We start from the raw sequence: 20,038 nt of genomic DNA, 5'->3' as shown, positions 1-20,038 counted from the left end.
TGGTCCCGGCTACCCGTCGTGCATCAGCTGCGTCAAAGCGTCGGCCTGCAACGCGGGATGCTGGTCGCCGGCCTGATCATCACCGCGGTGTTCGTGCTGACCGCCATTGTCGCCCCCGTTCTCGCCCCCTATGGTTTCAGCCAGCTCAGGGATGCCGACGGTGCGTTCGGCGCCCAGCAGCCGCCCGGGGGATCGCATCTGCTCGGCACGACGGTGGGCGGCTACGACGTGCTCTCCCGGGTGATCTGGGGCGCGCAAACGGCGCTCTTCGTGATTATCGTCGCCGTGGTGCTCTCGATCTTCGCCGGGGTGCTGCTCGGACTCGTCTCCGGTTACTTCGGCGGCTGGCTCGACCGGATCCTCGTGGTCGTCTCCGACGCCGTCTACGCGTTCCCGTCGCTGCTGCTCGCCATCGTGATGTCCATCGTCATCTCCGGCGGCAAATCGAATCTGATCGGCGGCGTCCTGGCGGCGGCGATCTCGATCACCGTGGTCTTCATCCCACAGTACTTCCGGGTGATCCGCGCCGAGACGGTGCGGATCAAGGCGGAGGCCTACGTGGAATCCGCCCGTGTGCTGGGCGCCGGCAGTGCCCGGATCATGTTCCGTCATGTGTTCCGCAACGCCACCCGCACCCTGCCGCTGATTTTCACCCTGAACGCGTCGGAGGCCATCCTGACCCTCGCTGGCCTCGGCTTCCTCGGGTTCGGAATCGAACCGACCGCCGCCGCCGAATGGGGCTACGACCTCAACAAGGCAGTTTCGGACGTCACCAGCGGCATCTGGTGGACGTCCCTGTTCCCAGGCCTTGCGATCGTGCTGGCGGTGCTCGGGATGACGCTGGTCGGCGAAAGCCTCAACGACCTGGCCGATCCCCGGCTGCGCGGGCGCCGGGCCGTCGGCCAGGCGGCCGGAATCGTCGCGCAGACCTCGGTCGTTCCCGGCGGCACCCTGGTCGCCGGTCCCGGCGGGCTCGGCGGGCTGGAAGGCCCCGCAACCCATCCCACCGACGGACTCGAGGACCGACCATGACCGACGTGCTCACCATCACCGATCTCGGTATCTCCTTCGCGACGGATGCCGGTGCCGTCCGGGCCGTCGACGGCGTGACCCTGCGGGTCGCTCCCGGAGAGGTCCTGGCCATCGTCGGCGAGAGCGGCAGCGGGAAGACCGTCACCGCCAAGACCATCCTCGGGCTGCTGCCGGAAACGGCGACCGCCTCCGGCGCCGTCATTCTCACCAGCAAGGACGGCTCCAGCGAGAGCAACGTCATCGCGCTCAGCACCGCCCAGTTGCGGCAGGTGCGCGGCACCGACGTCTCGATGGTGTTCCAGGAGCCCTCGACCGCGCTGAACCCGGTGTTCACCGTGGGATGGCAGATCATGGAGGGCATCCGGGCGCACGGCCAGTTCAGCCGCAAGGAAGCCCGGGCCAAGGCGATCGAGATCCTCGGGAGGGTCGGCATCCCCGACGCGGAGACCCGCGTCGACTACTACCCGCACCAGTTCTCCGGCGGGCAGAAGCAGCGCGTCGTGATCGCGATGGCCCTGGTCCTCGACCCCGGCCTGATCGTCGCCGACGAGCCGACCACGGCGCTCGACGTGACCGTGCAGGCCGAGATCCTCGACCTGCTGCGCCGCTGCCGCGACGAATTCGGCACGGCGATCGTGCTGATCACCCACAATATGGGCGTGGTCGCCGACCTCGCGGACCGGGTCGCGGTGATGTACCAGGGCAAGATCGTCGAAGAGGCGGATGCCCAAACGCTCTTCAGCTCGCCGCAGGACGACTACACGAAGAAGCTGCTCGCCGCGGTGCCGCACGTGGGCCAGGGGGTCGTGCATGCCGCCGCCCGGGCCGGTGCGCGCGCGGGTGACTGGGAACAGCAGGCGCCGGTCGTCGTCGCCGACCAGCTCCGAATCGAATATCCCGGCCGACTCGGCCGGTCCGGTTTCACCGCCGTCGACGGGGTGAGCTTCCTGATCCGGCCCGGGGAGGTACTCGGTCTCGTGGGGGAGAGCGGTTCGGGCAAGACCACGATCGGGCGGGCCATCGCCGGCCTGACCCGGGTGACCGGTGGATCCCTGACCGTGATGGGCCACGAGATGAACGGGTTCAAGGAACGGGCGTTCAAAAAGTTCCGCAGCGACATCGGTTTCGTCTTCCAGGACCCGGCGTCGAGTTTCAACCCGCTGCTGACCATCGCCGACTGCGTCGCAGAACCGCTGGTGGTGCACGGGCGGGCGCGGAACGCCGCCGACGCCCGCCCGCGGGTCAACGAGCTCCTGGAGGCCGTGCAGCTGCCGAGTGCGTACGGCGACCGCTACCCGCACGAGCTCAGCGGCGGGCAGCGCCAACGCGCCAGTCTGGCGCGGGCGCTCGCCCTGGAACCGCCCCTGCTGATCGCGGACGAGCCCACCAGCGCCCTCGACGTCTCCGTGCAGGCGCGGGTACTGGAATTGTTCGCCGAACTGCAGAAGGACTTCGGTTTCGCCGCCCTGTTCATCAGCCACGACCTGGCCGTCGTCGACCTCGTCGCGGACCGGATCGCGGTGCTGTACCGCGGCAAACTGGTCGAGGAGGGCACCAGTGCCGAGGTTCTCGGGGCACCGAAGGATCCCTACACCCAACGGCTCCTCGCCTCCCTGCCCGTGCCGGACCCGGCCGAACAGGCGCTGCGTCGGGAGGGACTGAACAGGCTGCGTGCGGCAGGATAGACACATGATCCGCGTCGCCGCACCGACCTGCTCCATCTCCACCAGTGACCTGACGATCGAGTACCCGCCCCACGGTGCCAGCGGCGCATTCGTGGCCGTGCACGGCCTCACCCTGCAGATCAGGCCCGGCGAGGTTCTCGGGCTGCTGGGGCAGAGCGGTTCGGGCAAGAGCACGCTGGCCCGAGTGCTCTCGGGCGCCGCGTTCAGCTCCGGCGGCGGAGGAACCGGCGACGTGCGGCCGCAGATCACCGGGGGAGAAGCGACGGTGCTCGGATACCGGCTCCGCGGCATCCGTCGGCGCAAGCTGTCCCGGGTCACCTTCGAGGTCGGACATCTGGCGCAGAACGCCTCGGACACGCTGCCCTCGACCCTGACGGTCGCGGAGATCGTGGGGGAGCCCGTGCTCGGCCGGGACCGGCGCTACGACCGGCGCAACCTCGACGAACAGGTGGCGACGATGGTCGACGCGGTCCGGCTGCCTCTGGCGCTGCTCACCAAATTCCCCTACGAGCTCAGCAACGGGCAGCGCCAGCGGGTGGCGCTGGCCCGGGCGCTCGTGTTCGGCCCGTCGCTCCTGATCGCGGACGAACCGACGGCGGGCGTCGACGTCACGGTGCGGGACGCCGTGGTCGACCTGATCGGCGAACTGCAGCGCGAGCGGGCCTTTTCGGCGTTGGTGATCAGCTCCGACCTCAGCGTGCTCCGCCGGGTCGCGGATCGCATCGCCGTGCTGCACCAGGGCGTTCTGGTGGGGCTGGGAACGATCGATGAGGTGTTCGACGACCCGTGGCACCCGTATGTGGCGGGGCTGGCCGCGGCCCTGATGCGGGATGCGCGTGGCGACGAGGGCGACTCGAACGACGAGGACGACGAGAACGACTACGAGAGCGAATCCGACGAACATGTCAACGAAAACTGAAACCGAGCAGCACCGGGCCGTGCTCGCCGACGCGGTCCTACCGCTGTCGTCAGACCGACGCCCGGTGCCCGGTCCGATCACCATCCTGCCGCGACCGGAGCCGGCCTTTGCCCGGGCGGTCCAGGCTGCCGGGGGCACTCTCACCGAGCTCTCCGCCGAGACCCGCGGGCTGATCTGGCTGGACTACGGGCGCGCGAACGATCTGCGCGCGGTCCTGGACGCGCATCCCCGGATCGGGTGGGTGCAGCTGCCCTGGGCGGGCGTCGACGCCTTCAGTGAGGTGCTGGCGGGCCTCGATCGAACCGACCTGCTGTGGACCAGTGCGAAGGGTGCCTACGCGCAGCCCGTCGCCGAACACGCCCTGGCCCTCACCCTGGCGCTGCTGCGGGTGCTGCCGAAGCGCGCTCGGTCCGAGAGCTGGAGCACCCTGCCCGAGGGGCGCTCGCTCTACGGACTCAACGTGACCGTCATCGGCGCCGGCGGGATCGCCCGGGAGCTGATCCGTCTGCTCGCGCCCTTCGGCACAGAGATCACGGTGGTGCGGCGCGGCACCGAGCCGGTGCCCGGTGCGGCCCGCACGGTCGCGACGGATGCCCTGCCCGGCGTTCTCCCGACCAGCGACGTCGTCGTCGTCGCGGCAGCGCTCACGGGCGGCACCCGGCACCTGATCGGTCCGGCCCAACTCGAGCTGATGCGCCGAGAGGCCGTGCTCGTCAACATCGCCCGCGGCCCGCTCGTCGACACGGACGCCCTCGTGGCCGCGCTGGCCGCGGGGACCATCGCCGGCGCGGCGCTCGACGTGACCGATCCGGAACCGCTGCCGCAGGGACATGCGCTGTGGGCCGAGCCACGCTGCCTGATCACGCCCCATTCGGCCGACACGCCCGAGATGACCGGGCCGCTCCTGGCTGAGCGGATTCGCCTGAATGTGGTCGCCTTCCTTGCAGACGGGCGTTTCGTCGGGGTCGTCGACCCGCGGATCGGCTACTGAAAGCCGCCGTCGATTTGGCAGATCGCCAACTTTTGATAAAGTAGCAGAGCTGTTCAAGCAGTATTCCTCGATAGCTCAATTGGCAGAGCAGCGCACTGTTAATGCGCAGGTTCTTGGTTCGAGTCCAAGTCGGGGAGCGAAAGGCCACCAAGGGCTCCACCCCTGGTGGTCTTTTTTGTATCCCGTCCAGTTCCGTGCGACGTGGCAGCAGAAAAGGCGGCATTTGTGGAGTCCTGGCTCAATCTGAGCACCGTCCTGGCCGCGCTCGTCGCCCTGCTGCTGGCCCTCTGGCTGGTCACGCTCATTCGGTTCAGGCGGGTGGTCTTCGATCGCACGGCTGCCGAACGAATGCGCATCGACCTGCAACTCTCCCTCGCCGAACAGCAGGGCCGGCTCGGCATCATCCGGGAGCTGCAGGACGTGGCGGTGCTGTCCGTCGCCCGGCTGATCACCCATGCCGAAGGTGCCCGTTACACGGCCGAGAGCGACCCGTCCAGCGCCGTGCGAGTGACGACGGCATTGGTCGACGACGGTCGAGTTGCCCTGGCCGACATGCGCCGCGTTCTCACGATCGTGCGCGAGGGCGAATCCGTCGCCGTCGCCCAGCCGGGTCTGCAGTCTGCGCGGGACCTGTTCCGCGTCATGCGGGGCGCGGGCGTCGCCGTGGTCTTCGCCGAGTCCGGCGAGCGGTTCCCGCTCAAGCCGGGCGCCGAACTGGCCATTTTCCGCATCCTGCAGAGCGCGTTGGCCAACACGCTCACTCACGGCGGACGAGGCACCGAGGCCAGGGTCACGCTCACGTGGACGCAGGACGGTCTGCACCTGCTCGTCGCCGACGATGGCATCCGTGCGGCGGCCCGCCGTGACAGCGCCGACGCCGCCGACTTCGCGGCGCGCACGAAGTACACCATCGACGACGACCTCAAGGCACTCAGTGCGAACGTATCCGGTGCAGGCATCACCCAGATGCGCGAGCGCACCGAGATGTTCGGTGGCATTTTCAAGGCGGGGCCTGTGCCCGGCGTCGGGTTCACGGTCACGGCCGTCTTCCCGTCGCTGCGCTTCCACAACGGCATCCACGGCGTGGACCTCGCCCGCGGCTGACCCGGCAGCGGGCGACCGAGTCTGCCTGTCCGGCAGGTCCGCCGGTCAGTCTTCCAGGTTGTCGACTCCGGGCATCCAACTGAGCCCGGGCACACCCCAGCCACGCTTGCGGGTCACCTTGGTCGCGATCTTGGCGTAGAAGTGTTCAAGACGATCCACGTAGAGGGTTCCCTCGAGGTGGTCGTACTCATGCTGGAAGATGCGGGCCAGCCAGTCATCGGCGCGGATTTCGAAGGGCTTCTGTTCGAGGTCCACCGCGCGCAGGATGGCTGAGGCTGAGCGCAGCAGCGGAAAGCGTTCGCCCGGGTAGGACAGGCAGCCCTCGACGTCCTCGTCTTCGTCGGCATCGCCCGCGGGAACCGGGGTGATCCACAGTTCCGGGTTGATGGCCACGCCACGCCACAGGTGGTCGTCGTCATCGAGGAAGTTGTAGGTGAAGAGCCGCAATGGCACACCCACTTGCGGCGCCGCCAGACCGACCCCGGGCGCGGCATCCATGGTCTCGAACATGTCCTGCACGAGTTCGTGCAGATCATCGCCGAAATCGGTGACGGGGAGGGCGGGGGAATGGAGAACAGGATCTCCTGAAATAACTATCGAGCGAACGGCCATTCAGCAAGGATATCGGGCTGGATCTCGATAGGCTCGTTCGAGTGAACCCCGACCTGACCGACCTGACTGCGGAAATCGCAATCAATCCGCGTCAGGCCATCGGGATTCCGCTCGCCCTCGTCGGTGCCGTGTTCCTCTCGCTCGGGGCGCAATTCCAGCACCGCGGCGTCACCAAGGTCGAGGCCAAAACCGCCGAGGTCACCGGCGGGCTCAACCCGCGCCAGCTGATGCTGCTCCTCGGCCGGCCGTCATGGGTTTTCGGCACGATCATGCTCGGACTGGCGATCGTGTTCCAGCTCTCCAGCCTGGCGTTCGCCCCCATCATCATGGTGCAGCCCCTCGGCGCCGTCGCCCTCGTGATCACATCGATCCTGAACGCCCGCATCACGCGGGTCCCCGTCAACCGCGCGTCGAAGATCGCGATCGCGATGTGCGTCGGCGGCGTGGGCCTCTTCGTCACCGTGGCCGCCTTCACCGCCGTGGACAAGCCGGTCACCGACGAAAACCTGATCACGATCCTGATCGTCCTCGGCGTCGTGCTGTCCGTTTTCGGCGTCGCGTTCGTCAAGCTGCGCACCCGGTTCAAAGCCATCTTCTACATCGTCGGCGCCGGGGTCCTCTACGGGTTCGTCGCCACGCTGGCAAAGGTCGTCATCAACCGCACCCAGAACGGCAACTTCGAATGGCTGACCCTGACCTGCGTCGTCGGGCTGCTGGCGGCGGCGGCGCTCGGCGCCTACTTCGTGCAGACCGCCTACGCCTCCGGGCCGCCGGACCTGGTCATCGCCGGACTCACCGTCATCGATCCGCTGATTGCCGTCGGCATCGGCATCGTCGTTCTGGGTGAGATCGAACAGGCTCCGCCGTGGGCGGCTGTCGCATTCCTCATCGCGGGTGTCATCGCAATCGTCGGGGTCTTCCTGTTGGCGCGCTACCACCCTCTCGCCGGCGACTGACGCGGTCCGCGGTTCTCAGTTCGGCGTTCGTGTGGGCGCGCCGCCCCCTGTATGACTGTTGCGGCACCGGTTTAGAATAAGGTGCTAGAAGACCTCGTCAGCGTGCGCGCCGTCGAAAACATGAATTCTTGCCGGATGACGAACTCCGGCACACATACGTTGGGACAGTGTCTTTTGTCAGATTTGACCGATTTGCCGAGCGAATCGACCCGAAGTCAGCCGGTGTCGAAGAAACCGCTCCGCATCCTGATCGCCGCAGATACCTTCTCTCCTGACGTGAACGGCGCGGCCCGGTTCGCGGAACGCCTTGCCGCCGGGATGGTGGCCCGCGGGCACGAGGTGCAGATCATGGCGCCGGCCGCGTCACGCAAGTTCGGCACTTGGACCGAGGTACACGAAGGCCAGCCGATGGTCGTGCACCGCCTGAAGAGCTGGCGCTGGTACCCGCACGACTGGCTCCGGTACGCACTGCCGTGGTTCATCCCGCGGGAGTCCCGGCGCATTCTCGACACGTTCAAACCGGATGTCGTCCATTTCCAGTCCCACATCATGGTGGGCCGCGCCGTCACGATCGAGGCGGCGAAGCGGGGCATCCGCATCATCGGCACGAACCACTTCATGCCCGAGAATATGCTCGAATTCACCTTGGTGCCCAAGAGCATGCATGATCGTCTCATCAAGGCCGCCTGGCGGGCCGCGAGGCGCACCTACGGCCGGGCGGAAGCGGTCACCACCCCGACTCTGCGTGCCGCCCAGTTCCTGGAGCGCTATACCGGCCTCGAGGGTGTGCTGGCAATCTCGTGCGGCATCGACGCCCGAAACTACACGCCCAGCTTCGCGCCCCGCACCGAGAACCGCATCCTCTTCGTCGGCCGGGTGACCGGCGAGAAACAGATCGACGTGCTGTTGCAGGCCGTGGCCCTGCTCGCACCCGAGCTCGATGTGAAAGTGGAGATCGTCGGAGGCGGCGACCAGAAGCGCAACCTGGAACACCTCTCGCAGACACTCGGCCTCACCGGCCGGGTCACGTTCACCGGCTACGTTACGGATGCCGAACTGGCGACCGCGTACACCCGCGCGACCGTCTTCGCGATGCCGTCGATCGCGGAGCTGCAGAGCATCGCGACCATGGAGGCGATGGCGTCCGGCTTGCCGATCGTGGCCGCCAACGCCATGGCGCTTCCGCACCTCGTACACGACGGCCAAAATGGCTACCTGTTCGAGCCAGGCAAGGCTCAGGACCTCGCCGACAAGCTCACGACCGTGCTGACGGCCGCACCCAACGATCTGGACACCCTCAAGAACGAGTCCCTCCGGCTCATCGGCGCGCACGACATCAACCGCACCCTGAGCACCTTTGAATGCCTCTACCGCGGGGAACCGGTCATCGACGAGGTAACCTCGGACGCGACCGCTTGGGGCGCGGAGTAGCCGGGCGTCCTCATCTTTCGAGTGCCTGTATCGTGGGAGCCGGTGATCCACCCGATCACCGCAAAATCGGTTGCACACTCGTCAGAGCAGAGGCGTCGATTGGGGCGGTAGCTCAGCTGGTTAGAGCAGCGGACTCATAATCCGTCGGTCCCGGGTTCAAGTCCCGGCCGCCCTACGAAAGAAATAGCCTTTGAACAGGTAGTTTAGTTCCCACCGAAGTAGCGAGACTCGAACCCATCAGGAGACGGTCCTGGGTTCAAGTCCTGGGCCTCCTACTCGAAGTGATCTGTGATCAGTACTTCATTTTTTGATTGCCAAGCCAATATTTGACGCGGTCACCGTTTATCCAACGTTTATGCGGCCGTGCCCGCCTGCCGCGAGCGCCCGCGCCTGAGACTTGATGTGCGCACGACTATTGAACGTATATTACGTCGAGACCGGCCCAGGTCGGTCGAGGTGTGCCGATAGAATTAAACCCGAAATTGCAAGGAACTCCCGGTCGGATCAAGATCAATCGAGGTCACGACGGTCGGGTCGAGACGTTCAGCGGTGCCGTCGGAAACCGTCGGCTCCCGGAATCTCCAGAGGCGGGCGGACCTCTACAGTGTCTGCGCGTAGTTGAGGTAATTCCAGGCGGCGCAGGTGCAGCCCGCCGAGCACCAGAAACAGTGCCGAGAGCAGCGCTGCGGCGGCCAGCGCCGGCAGGTCCGGCGCGGTGCCGAACACTGGTTTGACCAGCTCGGCCAGCGCCAGCGAGAAGATGAGGGTGAAGCCCAGCACATACAGGGCCGGCAGCAGCACAAGGCCGGCGCCCCGGTTGCGGAACACCAGCACAGCGAGGATCAGGAACGCGGGCATGATGAAGCCCAGGTCCAGGATGAAGATGGAGTACAGCGAGTCGATCTGGTCCCGGTCGCGCATGAGCGGGATCAGCATTGCTATCCAGAGTGGGTAGAACATCAGAGGCTGCAGTAGCGCGCCGACAGCGGAGACAACCCGCAGCCCGCGCGGCATCGTTGTCCGCGCCATCACCTCTCGCCGCAGGTTGGCCGTGCCGTAGACCACGCTCCAGAACGCCAGGGTGAAGATCGCCAGGTAGACCAGGTAGAGGCCGTTGTAGGCCCGCTCGATCACGTAGATGCCGTACGCGTAGAAGAGGTAGCCGAGCAGGCCGAGCGCGAGTAGCTGCTGCCGGCGCCGATTGGGACGGGCAAGCGCGGCGAGCACGAGCAGGCCGATCCCGGCGAGCACCGAGATGATGTCCTGTGCGAGCGCCCCAGGAAGCAGCGCCTCGGCGACGAGTCCGGTGTAAAGGCGCGGATTCAGGATGCCGGCGACTGCGGCGACGATGGCCGTCCCGCCGGTCACAACCCAAAGCAGCCGGTTCAGCCCGAGGTTCGCGATCATGCTGGCTCCCTAGTCCCTCATGCGAAGATTCGCAGCGTACACAAGTGAGTGTCAACGCCCCAATTCGGGACGTTCAGTCGTAGGACGCCGCCTCCTCTGCATCTAGCGTAATCTTCGGGCGGCCCATACGCACGGCACCTCCCTCTGACATGGGCAGGCCACTGCGATAGTGCTCGGCAGTGCAGTCGGTGTGCTTGCACTGGTGGTCGCGCAGGCGCCAGCCATAAGAATTTCGGTGCTCGGCCTGCTTCTGTTCGCCATGTTCCTCGGCGGGGCCTGATCCAGGTCGGCCGGGCCTTCCTGGACACCCGTATTCTGGACTCCGTGCTTTTCGTGAACTAAACCGTCGTTCCCACCGACCGGGGCATCGGCTTCAAGGTGTTCACCGCAGAGAGCGCAGTGACAGTCCGGGTGCCTTCCATCGGCTGGCGACCAGAATCTAAAGAAGCTTTAACCGCACGCTGCTACTGTAAATGCATGGTTACGACCACGAAGAACGACGCCCAACATGCCGCCCTGGCCAGTGAGCCGCGCCGTCGTGCACTGGCTCTACTCACCGAGTCCGCAGTGCCCCTCGACGTCGGCGCAGTTGCCACGGCCCTCGGGCTGCACATCACCACGGCGCGTTTTCACCTGGAGCACCTCGGGACGGCCGGGCTCGTGCAACGGACCATCGCCAGTGCCGGGCGACGCGGGCGCCCGCACGTACTTTTTAGCGCGGTCGCGGGGCCGCTGTCGACCGAAACCGCCCAGCAGCAGCTCACGGAGGCCCTCGCCGCGGTGATCGCCGAAGACCTCGATGGCGGCCGCGCCCGCGCGGTGCGGGCCGGCGAGCGCTGGTCGGCGCAGTACGCGGCCGTGGCGAATGCCGTGACCTCCGGGGAGCCAAGCACCGGCGAGCGCACCACCGACGGGCTGACCACGAACGGACCGGTCGCCCGGGCATCGGTCGCCGACGCCACGCAAGCGCCCGGCGCCAACACCCCTGCCGCCGACGTGGTTCCCCCGCTGCTACGTGTGCTCACCGAGATCGGCTTCGAGCCCGCGTTGCAGGCCGACAAGTCAGCCATTGCGCTGACCGGGTGCCCGTTCCGGGCGGAGGCGCGGGAGAATCCGGCCGTGGTTTGCTCGGTGCACCTGGGCCTCATGAAGGGCCTCGCGCAGTCGCTCGGCCACGACGGCGACGCCATCCGCTTGAGACCATTCGTGCAGCCTCACCTGTGCATTGTGGAGCTGCCGAAGAGCTGGACCGATGCGTCGGAGACCGTCGCTGACTGATCCGAGTCCAGGCGAGCCGCACCCAGCCTGATCCGAGTCCAGGCGAGCCGCACCCAGCCTGTGCAGAGCCTGGGTCGAGCAGCCCCTCGGTCGAGGCCACGTGGGCCGACACGTCGACCTGGTTGCTGACGTCGACGGAGACATCGCCGTCCACGGTGGTGAGCTGGTAGACCGGAACCGGTTCGGAGGCCGGCAGGGTTCGGGCCCGCCCGGTGGACAGATCGAACCGGCCGCCGTGTGCCCAGCATTCCAGGGCGTCGCCTTCCACGAAACCCTCCGACAGGGAAATGTCGGCGTGGGAGCACATGTCGCCGAGCGCGAAGGAGCTGCCGGCGCTGTCTTTCACCAGCACGCCGCCCTCCCGCTCCAAGCCAAGGTGGGTGAGCGTGTGCGGGTCTGGGTGCTGGATGCCGGGCCGAACGTGGGCAGTGGGATGCCGAGAAGGGCGCCCGCGGCGTCCTCGAGGTGCTGCCATGAGCAGGGACGGAGTCGCTGGCTTGGTCCGCCGGGGAATCTCTCTCCAGCGCGGGCGAGCCCGCAGAACATGAATGTCTGATCGCGGCCAGCCAGGCGAAGACCTTTCGCACCACCGCGACCGGGCAGCGCACAAGCCGCGGCGTCTCCGGCGAGGTGATACTCCCGCAGCCATGCGTTCGGGCACGGATGCACAGCGGCGGGAATTCTGATGGTCCCGCTAGGCGCATGCAAGCGCAGCGCGCAGTCGACGCCGGCTGGGGTCAGCTGGCGCGGGTCTGCCTAATCAGCGAGAGCGCTCGTGGTGGTCGCCTCGTGGGCAACTCGGGCGGAGACGATCGCAGCCGCCGTGCGCTCGGCGATGAAGCTGGCCAGCCCCACACCCCGGTAGGCGGATCCGGTCAGGAACAGACCGGGCAGCTCGGTCAGCGTGGTGTCAATGACGTCGAGTCGGCCTTCGTGGCCCACGAGGTATTGGGGCATGCCTCGCGGCCGGCGCGGCACGGGTTGTTCGATGGGCGTGCCGACCAGGCCCATGGCGTCGTCCACTTCGTCGCGCACCCGTCGCACGAGGGCGGTTTCCGTCATGGTGGTCCAGCGGTTGTCGCCGTGCCGGCCGACCATGCAGCGGATGAGCACCACGTCGTTGTCCGCGAAGGTGTGGCCATTTCAGGCTCGACCACGTGCAGCCCACGATCAGGCTGCCTTCTTCGGGTGGCACCAGAAACCCAGTACCGGCGAGGTCGGCCGGGAACGCTGACCGCGGATAGACCAAGCAGACCTTGGCGACGTTGGCGTACTCGATTTCCTCGAGCAGAGCGCCGAGCTGAGAGCTGGCTGCGGCAACGACGGCCGCCGACACGAAGGCCGGCGTGGCGACCACGACGACGTCGGCCCCGATAAGACTGCCGTCGTCGAGGTCTAGCCGATAGCCACCGACGTTGGGGGGCGTTGACTCTGCGGTGAGTGCGTGGGTGAGCGCGGTCACAGCGCTGTCGCGCCTGATCGTAGCATCCGTCAACTGTTCGGCGAGGGCCTCGATCAGGTCGTCGAGCCCGGTGTTCAGGGTGACGAGCACGGGGCCGGCGCTGCCGCCGGCTGCGGGCGCGGGCGCGGGCCGGCGCCGCATGCCGAGGTAGAGGCTTCGGTTGCTCTGGGCCAGGGACGCGATTTGGGGAGCTGTGCTCTGGGCACTGAGAGTGCCGGCCCGGCCCGCGTGCACACTGCCGAGCAGTGGCTCGACCAGGCGGTTGAACACGTGGGCACCCATCCGGGTGCGCACAATCTCGCCGATCGACGGGTCAGCCGATACCGGGTGGCTGCTGGGACGCACCAGGTCGAGGTCGGCGCGGGCCGGCCCGAGCGGCGAGAGCAGCCGGGAATGAAGCAAGCGGCAGCAGCCCGCCGGGAACGCCGAACAGGGTTCCCCCAGGCAACGACCGCAGGCGATCGCGGCTGTAGATGCGCGCGCCCCCGCCAACCGGTGCCACTACGGCACCGGACAGACCGAGATCCTCGAGCAGAGCCGCCACCACGGGGACCGTACCATCAGTGAGTCAGGGCCGGTATCGAATGGATGGCCCGCGAGTGTTCGCGTTGAAATTTTTCCGCCCCGTCGGTCGGTGCCCTCGACCACGGTGATCTGCGCTTCGTCGCCGAGGCTGTGGTGCAGGAAGCAGGCGGTGGCGAGGCCACTAATTCCGGCGCCGACGATGGTCACGCGGGTCGGTTCGGTCCGGAGTTGTTCTAGCACCTAGTTCCTTCATGTCATCGGGGGGTGATCATGCGAGCCTACGCCGGCGAAAAGTTGAAATTCGAATTGAAAGCAGATTGCTCCTTTTATACCCACTAGCCTTGACACGGCGCTGTACCCCACTCGGGGAATTGTCAGGCAACAGGAAAGGGGCCCAGTCGTGGTCCGAATACGATCCAAGGTAAAACGCGTGCGATCGGAGTTGATGGTCTCGAAGGGGTGGGTTCAGGGCGTTGCCCTGGTCATGGTCTTCGGGTTCGCCGTCATGGGATTCCTCGCACTGAGGACATACACCGACTCGATGCCGCAGCCCAAGCAGGTGGTCGACTCGCAGGGAGAGGTCGTCTTCAGTAGCGCTGAGATCACCGACGGCCAGCAGATCTTCGCCGGTCGCGGACTGCAGCAGTACGGCTCGATCATGGGGCACGGGGGGTATTTGGGGCCGGACTACACGGCCGACTATCTGCGCCGGTCTTCCGAATTTGTGCTCGAGGCCCTTACCGCCTCCGGAGTACAGGACCCGCAGGGTGAACTCGTTGAGATGATGCGTACCAATCGCTACGACGCTGCCTCGGGAGACCTGGTCTTCACCGATCTGCAGATCGAGGCGTTCGAGGAGATCACCCAGCATTACGCTGACTACTTCGGAGCCCCGACGACGCAGTACGGGTTGATCCCGTACGCGATCACCGACGAGGCCGAGGTGCACGAGCTCACGGCGTTCTTTGCCTGGACCGCCTGGGCCTCCGCGGCCGAGCGGCCGGGACACGACTACTCGTACACGAATAACTGGCCCGCCGAACCGCTTGTTGACAACGCGCCGACCGCTGACATCATCGTGTGGAGCGCACTCTCGCTCATCTCGCTACTCGTCGCCCTCGGTGCGCTCTTCGGCCTGTACGGCCGGTGGAGCAAAAAGATGGGCTGGCAGCACGGCGAAGAGACCCCGGCGTTGTCGTTCCGGCAGCCGGGCGAGGTGAAAGTGACCCCGGCGCAGTCCGCCACGGCCTGGTTCTTCTTCGTTGTCGCGTTGATGTTCCTCGCTCAGGCGTTCCTGGGCGCGGCCATCGAGCACTATCGAGTGGACCTCACTAGCTTCTTCGGAATTGACCTGGCCCAGATCCTGCCGTTCAACCTCGCCCGCACCTGGCACGTGCAGCTCTCGCTGCTCTGGACGGCCGCGTCGTTCCTGGCTGCGGGCATCTTCCTAGCGCCGTATATTTCCGGCCGGGAGCCCAAGCGCCAGCACTGGCTCGCCTATGCGCTGCTCGGTGCTCTCGCTGTCGTGATCGCCGGCTCCTTCGTCGGTGAGGCGATGAGCGTGTTCGGCGTCGAAGCGGCCAAGGACTCGATTTTCTGGGGCATGCAGTGGGAATACATCGATCTGCCCAAGGTCTGGCAGGGCATGCTCGTAGTGGGCCTGACCCTCTGGATCGTCATTATCTTCCGCGGCATCCGGGCTCGGCTCAAGTCTGAACACCGCTTCAACCTGCCGTGGCTGTTCTTCTACTCTGGTTTGGCGATTCCCGCGTTCTACGCGGTAGGGATGCTGGCTGGCACTGAGGTGCATCTAAGCGTGGCCGAGTTCTGGCGCTTCTGGGTGGTGCACCTCTGGGTTGAAGACTTCCTGGAGCTGTTCACGACGGTCATGGTCGCGTATATCTTCGTAATGCTCGGCGTGGTCAAGCACAAGATCGCCATGCAGATCATCCTCCTCGACGTCATCCTCTACTCCGCCGGCGGAATCCTTGGCACCATGCACCACCTGTACTTCTCGGGAACGCCCGTGGAGCACATGGCGCTCGGGGCGTTCTTCTCCGCGCTCGAGGTGATTCCGCTGACCTTCCTGACCATCGAGGCGTGGAGTTTCCTGCAGCTCGGTGCCCGGCAGGAGTCCCGTAGCTCGGCCCCGTTCCCGCACCGCTGGGCGGTCATGTTCCTCGTGGCTGTCGGGTTCTGGAACTTCCTCGGCGCGGGTGTCTTCGGCTTCCTGATCAACCTGCCGATCATCTCCTACTACGAGATCGGCACCGCGCTAACGGCCAATCACGCCCACGCAGCCATGATGGGGGTCTACGGGATGCTCGGAGTCGGACTGGCCCTGTTCGCCCTTCGCTACCTGATTCCACCGGAGCGCTGGCCTGACCGGCTCGCAAAGCTGTCGTTCTGGTGCCTGAACCTCGGCCTGGCCTGGATGACCTTCGCGACCCTGCTGCCGCTCGGCGTCATCCAGCTGTGGCACTCCATCAACGACGGCTACTTCGAGGCGCGCAGCCTGAACTTCATCACTGAACCCGGCAATGCCGTGCTCGAGTGGTTGCGGCTGCCCGGTGACGTGCTCTTCATCGTCGGTGGTGTCATGCCGTTCGTCTGGATCGCCTGGCTCGGAGTGCGCTACCGCATCAAGGGCAGCACCCAGGAGGTGCCCATGGAGGCCCTGTTCGTTGAGGCCCAACCATCGGTACCCGTCACCGCGTACAGCGCAGAACCGACGCTGGGATACGCATCGGATGCCCGGTCGAGCGTGGACGCGACACCGGAGTCCAACCCGGACCGCCCGGTGGACGGCTTCTAATGCAGGAGATCAATTCGGAGATCTGGTTCGCGCTCGTCTACGGCGGCTTTCTGCTGGTCGTGGCACACGTCCTGGACCTGCTCGCCCGGCGAACCGCCACCACGACGACCGCAGCGCGAGCGGGGGCCTTCAGCTACCACGAAGACCACGATGCGTGGAAGTGCTCGGAAGACCAGTGGCTGTGGCCGATCTCCTTCGACCCGGACAACCGGGTCACGCGATATCAGGCCAGTCCCACGGTCTGCAACCCCTGCCCGGTGAAAGACACATGCACTACGTCCGACACCGGCCGCCAGGTCTCCCGCAACATCGATCCGTGGCCGAGCTCGGAGGCTGAGCGATTCCACCGTGGTATCGCCTGTGCCGTTGTGGTGCTCGGGCTGGCATGGCCGCTGGCCACGATGTTGCAGCAGCGCACCGGTGTCGAGCTCGTGATCCTGGCGGCTGCCTCCATCATCATCGCCGTGGGCAGCTGGCCGCTCTGGTCGCACTTGCGGCGCAGCCCGGCCGGGTTTCCCGAGCACCTGCGCCACGAGAGCCTCGACGAGAGCATCGCCACACGGGAGGCCGCCCGCCAGGCGGAGGGCGCCCGCGGTTACGGCACCATCAGAAAAACCGGCCGGCGTGCCCCGGACCCCGTTGAACCGAAAGGAAACACAGTGCCTTCATCGTTCTCGGCCCGCTGGGCCGAACTGGAAATGGAAGCCGGCCCTGGCCGCGTCGGCGCGGACCCCGACTGGACCCGCGGGGAGAACCGCTGATGGCGATCCTGATAACCACGCTCGCTGTGGGGGGCCTCTTCCTGATCTGGCTGGCGGCCTCGTTCAAGGTGCTGCAGGAGTACGAACGCGGGGTGTCGTTCAGGTTCGGGCGGCTCCGCCCGATCCGCCAGCCGGGTGTGCAGATCGTCTTCCTCGGCATCGACAGCATGATCAGGGTCGACCTGCGCATCGTTACCCTCACCATCCCTCCGCAGGATGTCATTACCAAGGACAACGTGCCGGCCCGGGTGAACGCGGTCGTGCTGTTTCAGGTGACCGACCCGGTCCTGTCGGTGATGGGCGTGGAGAACCATGCCATGGCCACCTCGCAGATGGCGCAGACCACGCTGCGATCGGTCGTGGGCCGTGCCGACCTGGACACCCTGCTGGCGCACCGCGCCGACCTCAACGAGGATCTGGCCCGCAATATAAACGCCCAGACCGAACCGTGGGGTGTCCAGGTCAAGGTCGTCGAGATCAAGGACGTGGAGATTCCGCAGGCGATGCAACGGGCCATGGCACGCGAGGCCGAGGCCGAGCGGGATCGCCGTGCAAAAATCATCAACGCGCACGGTGAATTGCAGGCCTCGGAGGAGCTCGGTCAGGCCGCCGAAATCCTCAGCCGCAACCCCGCCTCACTGCAACTGCGCTACCTGCAGACTCTGCTCGAGCTCGGCGCCGACCACAACTCCACCGTGGTCTTCCCGCTGCCGATGGACATCATCGGTCCGTTCCTCAACAAGATGTCCGCTTCGGTCCCCGCTACCATGCCGGTCGGGAGCCCCTCATGAGCGACGTTCTGCGGGAGAAGAACCGCCCGGCCTCACCCGCCCATCGCACCCGGTGCATCCGCCTGATGCTGGTGGGATCGTTCATCGGCCTGTTCGCGCCGATCTTCGGCTTTCTCGTGGGCACCATCGTGCGCACGGACGCCATCGTCGCCGGCTTGGAACCGCTGCTGTTCTGGATGATGCTCGGCATGTTCGTGGGCATGGCCGGGGTCGGCGTGGCCCTGATCGGCGCCCTGCAGTGGGTTGGCGGCAAGCACAACCTGCCCTGACCTGCTTAGCACTCCCGCACGAACAATGCCCGGCCGAGGAATCGGCCGGGCATTGTTCTGTCTGCGTCAGTCGGTCAGTGAGCTTCTGCCGGCTCGTCCGGCATCGCCGGCTCAAAGGCACAGCTTGGGTCGGCAGCGAGTGGATCGCCGGTGACGGCATAGGCATGCGACCGTGACCCGCCGCAGACCGTGCGGAACTCGCAGCGGCCGCACCGGTCGCCGAACTTGTCGGGCGAGCGTAGATCTTGCAGCAGCTCGGCGTCACGGTAGATCTCCGAGAACGGCTGGTCGCGAACACAGCCCACAGCGACCGGCAGGAACCCGCTCGGGTAGACCAGGCCGACATGGTCGACGAAGGCGAAGCCGCGGCCGGAATTGACATCGATCGGGGCCCGGGCGGCGCGCCGTTTCGGCTCGTCTCCCGTCAGGAGGTCGGCGGTGTCCCGACGCAGCTCGGCCCGCAGCGGGCCCACAGGGAAGGTCGCGTCGAGGTCGGCCACACCGGCGCGCTGGATCGCGATTCGACGGTAGTGCGGCGCCTCGGTCGCCTTGATGGCCACAAGGTCGGAGACGTCGTGCATCCAGTGCAGCACCTCTTCCACCTGATCGGCGCTCAGTGCCTGCAGCAGCTTGCCGCGCCCGGTCGGTACCAGGAAGAAGATGCTCCAGAGTGTGGTGCCAAGCTCGAGCACGGTTTTGAGAATGGACGGCAACTCGTGCACGTTGGCGGCGGTAACCGTCGTGTTGATCTGCAGCCGGTAGCCGACCTCGCGCACCATCCGGGCCGCGACCATGGTGTCGTCGAATACGCCGTTCACGCCTCGGAATGCGTCGTGGGAGGCGGCGGTCGCCCCGTCCAGCGAGAGCGAGATGGCCTTCGCTCCGGCGTCGTGCAGTTCGACGAGCACCGAGCGGGTGAGCTTCGGGGTCACCGAGGGGGAGAGGGCCATGCTCAGCCCAAGCCCGGTGCCGTGGGCAACGAGTTCGGGCAGGTCGGGCCGTTCGAAGGGGTCGCCGCCGGTAAGCACGATGAGTGGGCGTGGCGTGCCGAACGCGGCCAGGTCGTCGAGCAGCTCCTTGCCCTGCTTGGTGCTGAGCTCGAACGGGTTGCGGCTGCGGATGGCGTCGGCGCGGCAGTGGGTGCAGACCAATTGGCAGGCTCGGGTGACCTCCCAGATGACGATGAAGGGCCGTTCGGCGGCGTCGTGGTGCAGCAATCGCACTGGGCGTTTGCGGGGGGATTCGGTCATGCGGGGTTCCTCGCCCAGGCGTCCGTGTCCGGCTGATGCCGGTTGGTCGCGCCTGTGGTTTCGAGCTGCTTCGGGGTTTCCGTCAGCGTGAGCTCGGGTCATTCATGACCCAAATAATTTTTAGCATAAAGTTCCTTTTTAAACTTGAGAAGAGTTCCGTGTTTATTTACCGGCGGCTCACCACAAGCACCGCCACCCTGGGGACGCCCGGCTTTCTCCACAGTTCCGCCGCCTGTTCACGTTGAACGCACGCCGGACGAGCACATGGGTTGGGTTTGCTTGGGGGGTGTGTCCGAGATCGCAGAATTCGCGTTCCTCCGGCTTTTATGCCCCGCTGCCCTCTCCGCCACTTGGGTCGGCGCGGCCTGGCCGGGGTGCTCGGGGGACTGGCCGGCGGTGCGGTCTTCGGCATGTTGATGGGCATGCTGCCGATGCTCGCGTCCATGGTCGGCTCCTCGTCGGCGTTGGTTGGTTTTTGGCTGCACCTGATAATCTCGATCATGATCGGTTCGGGCCTGACGGTTCTGTTCGGCAACCATCTGGTGGGTTCTCGGACCGCTGGTGATGATGCTCCTGATGCTGGGGATGCCCCTCTTCGTCCTGGACATGACCAGCGTGTTCTCTTTGATGGGGCACCTGATCTACGGGGCTATTCTGAGGCTGACGGCCGTGCGTATCCTCACGAGCCGAGCGTGAGCAATTGCGTGAAACCTGCGGAGACGAGATGAGTGCGGCCCCGATCGGGACCGG

Annotated in this window: 18 protein-coding genes, 2 tRNA genes and 2 pseudogenes; 15 read left to right on the top strand and 7 right to left on the bottom strand. The window is 66.4% G+C overall.

The genetic code is table 11. From position 1 onward, the window contains the following. Positions 1-57 precede the first annotated feature (57 nt). The 6 genes from E3T23_RS10390 (at position 58) to E3T23_RS10365 (ending at position 5,731) form a co-directional block, all read left to right on the top strand. A complete protein-coding gene (locus tag E3T23_RS10390; protein ID WP_134370411.1) occupies positions 58-1,032 on the top strand; it encodes an ABC transporter permease in 975 nt (324 codons plus the stop codon). Next, positions 1,029-2,717, top strand: a complete 1,689-nt coding sequence (locus E3T23_RS10385; protein WP_134370286.1) for an ABC transporter ATP-binding protein — start codon at positions 1,029-1,031, stop codon at positions 2,715-2,717. Before E3T23_RS10390 ends, E3T23_RS10385 begins: the two co-directional genes overlap by 4 nt. Positions 2,718-2,721: 4 nt before the next feature. Further along, positions 2,722-3,636, top strand: coding sequence for an ATP-binding cassette domain-containing protein (locus E3T23_RS10380; RefSeq protein WP_134370285.1), 915 nt, complete (start codon positions 2,722-2,724; stop codon positions 3,634-3,636). Next, a complete protein-coding gene (locus E3T23_RS10375; RefSeq protein ID WP_134370284.1) occupies positions 3,620-4,627 on the top strand; it encodes a D-isomer specific 2-hydroxyacid dehydrogenase family protein in 1,008 nt (335 codons plus the stop codon). The genes E3T23_RS10380 and E3T23_RS10375 overlap by 17 nt, the downstream gene beginning before the upstream one ends. 64 nt (positions 4,628-4,691) lie before the next feature. Further along, positions 4,692-4,764: transfer RNA gene (locus tag E3T23_RS10370), tRNA-Asn, on the top strand. Between the two features lie 88 nt (positions 4,765-4,852). Next, positions 4,853-5,731, top strand: a complete 879-nt coding sequence (locus E3T23_RS10365) for a sensor histidine kinase (RefSeq protein ID WP_134370410.1) — start codon at positions 4,853-4,855, stop codon at positions 5,729-5,731. A gap of 45 nt (positions 5,732-5,776) precedes the next feature. On the opposite strand, the gene def is transcribed toward E3T23_RS10365, so the two are convergent. After that, positions 5,777-6,343 (bottom strand): peptide deformylase, encoded by a 567-nt coding sequence (def, locus tag E3T23_RS10360; RefSeq protein WP_134370283.1) that lies wholly within the window; start codon positions 6,341-6,343, stop codon positions 5,777-5,779. Between the two features lie 41 nt (positions 6,344-6,384). On the opposite strand from def, the gene E3T23_RS10355 reads away from it, so the two are divergent. The 3 genes from E3T23_RS10355 to E3T23_RS10345 all read left to right on the top strand — a co-directional run bounded on the left by E3T23_RS10355 (position 6,385) and on the right by E3T23_RS10345 (position 8,905). Then, positions 6,385-7,299 (top strand): DMT family transporter, encoded by a 915-nt coding sequence (locus E3T23_RS10355; RefSeq protein ID WP_134370282.1) that lies wholly within the window; start codon positions 6,385-6,387, stop codon positions 7,297-7,299. A gap of 183 nt (positions 7,300-7,482) precedes the next feature. Then, positions 7,483-8,730, top strand: a complete 1,248-nt coding sequence (locus tag E3T23_RS10350; RefSeq protein ID WP_420898317.1) for a glycosyltransferase — start codon at positions 7,483-7,485, stop codon at positions 8,728-8,730. Positions 8,731-8,831: 101 nt separating this feature from the next. Next, positions 8,832-8,905: transfer RNA gene (locus E3T23_RS10345), tRNA-Ile, on the top strand. A 368-nt stretch (positions 8,906-9,273) separates the two neighbouring features. Here E3T23_RS10345 and E3T23_RS10340 read toward each other — a convergent pair. Beyond that, positions 9,274-10,137 (bottom strand): hypothetical protein, encoded by an 864-nt coding sequence (locus E3T23_RS10340; RefSeq protein ID WP_174843866.1) that lies wholly within the window; start codon positions 10,135-10,137, stop codon positions 9,274-9,276. A 477-nt stretch (positions 10,138-10,614) separates the two neighbouring features. Between E3T23_RS10340 and E3T23_RS15710 the strand changes: the two genes are divergently transcribed. Further along, a complete protein-coding gene (locus E3T23_RS15710) occupies positions 10,615-11,415 on the top strand; it encodes a helix-turn-helix transcriptional regulator (RefSeq protein ID WP_241977830.1) in 801 nt (266 codons plus the stop codon). Positions 11,416-11,641: 226 nt separating this feature from the next. On the opposite strand, the pseudogene E3T23_RS16020 reads toward E3T23_RS15710, so the two are convergent. The 4 genes and pseudogenes from E3T23_RS16020 to E3T23_RS16010 form a co-directional block, all read right to left on the bottom strand. Beyond that, a pseudogene (locus tag E3T23_RS16020) lies at positions 11,642-11,722 on the bottom strand (Rieske 2Fe-2S domain-containing protein); the annotation flags it as partial. 449 nt (positions 11,723-12,171) lie between these two features. Continuing rightward, positions 12,172-12,531, bottom strand: coding sequence for a hypothetical protein (locus tag E3T23_RS15700; RefSeq protein ID WP_241977828.1), 360 nt, complete (start codon positions 12,529-12,531; stop codon positions 12,172-12,174). A gap of 22 nt (positions 12,532-12,553) precedes the next feature. After that, positions 12,554-13,279, bottom strand: a pseudogene (gene hemG, locus E3T23_RS16015) (protoporphyrinogen oxidase); the annotation flags it as partial. 99 nt (positions 13,280-13,378) lie between these two features. Further along, positions 13,379-13,609, bottom strand: coding sequence for an NAD(P)-binding protein (locus E3T23_RS16010; RefSeq protein WP_166806271.1), 231 nt, complete (start codon positions 13,607-13,609; stop codon positions 13,379-13,381). Positions 13,610-13,832: 223 nt separating this feature from the next. Here E3T23_RS16010 and E3T23_RS10315 point away from each other — a divergent pair, with 223 nt between their 5' ends. Genes E3T23_RS10315 through E3T23_RS10300 form a run of 4 tightly spaced genes read left to right on the top strand, consistent with a single transcriptional unit; the run spans position 13,833 to position 18,038 of the window. After that, positions 13,833-16,217 (top strand): nitric-oxide reductase large subunit, encoded by a 2,385-nt coding sequence (locus tag E3T23_RS10315; RefSeq protein ID WP_241977826.1) that lies wholly within the window; start codon positions 13,833-13,835, stop codon positions 16,215-16,217. Further along, entirely contained in the window at positions 16,217-16,978 is a 762-nt protein-coding gene (locus E3T23_RS10310; RefSeq protein ID WP_134370276.1) for a hypothetical protein, read from the top strand. Before E3T23_RS10315 ends, E3T23_RS10310 begins: the two co-directional genes overlap by 1 nt. Further along, positions 16,978-17,769 (top strand): slipin family protein, encoded by a 792-nt coding sequence (locus E3T23_RS10305; protein WP_134370275.1) that lies wholly within the window; start codon positions 16,978-16,980, stop codon positions 17,767-17,769. Before E3T23_RS10310 ends, E3T23_RS10305 begins: the two co-directional genes overlap by 1 nt. Then, the gene (locus tag E3T23_RS10300; RefSeq protein WP_134370274.1) at positions 17,766-18,038 is read left to right on the top strand and encodes a hypothetical protein; all 273 of its coding nucleotides are present in this window, start codon (positions 17,766-17,768) and stop codon (positions 18,036-18,038) included. The genes E3T23_RS10305 and E3T23_RS10300 overlap by 4 nt, the downstream gene beginning before the upstream one ends. A 74-nt stretch (positions 18,039-18,112) precedes the next feature. Here E3T23_RS10300 and E3T23_RS10295 read toward each other — a convergent pair whose 3' ends face one another. Then, on the bottom strand, positions 18,113-19,288 hold the full coding sequence (locus E3T23_RS10295) for a TIGR04053 family radical SAM/SPASM domain-containing protein (RefSeq protein WP_134370273.1): 1,176 nt from the start codon (positions 19,286-19,288) through the stop codon (positions 18,113-18,115). A 374-nt stretch (positions 19,289-19,662) separates the two neighbouring features. Here E3T23_RS10295 and E3T23_RS10290 point away from each other — a divergent pair, with 374 nt between their 5' ends. Next, positions 19,663-20,016: a hypothetical protein gene (locus tag E3T23_RS10290; protein WP_241977825.1), complete on the top strand. Its 354-nt coding sequence runs from the start codon at positions 19,663-19,665 to the stop codon at positions 20,014-20,016. Positions 20,017-20,038: the final 22 nt, after the last annotated feature.

This window comes from Cryobacterium cheniae, from assembly GCF_004403395.1.
Lineage (GTDB): Bacteria > Actinomycetota > Actinomycetes > Actinomycetales > Microbacteriaceae > Cryobacterium > Cryobacterium cheniae.
The sequence above is the reverse complement of the archived record's forward strand: the minus strand, read 5'-3'. Positions and strand labels throughout refer to the sequence as shown.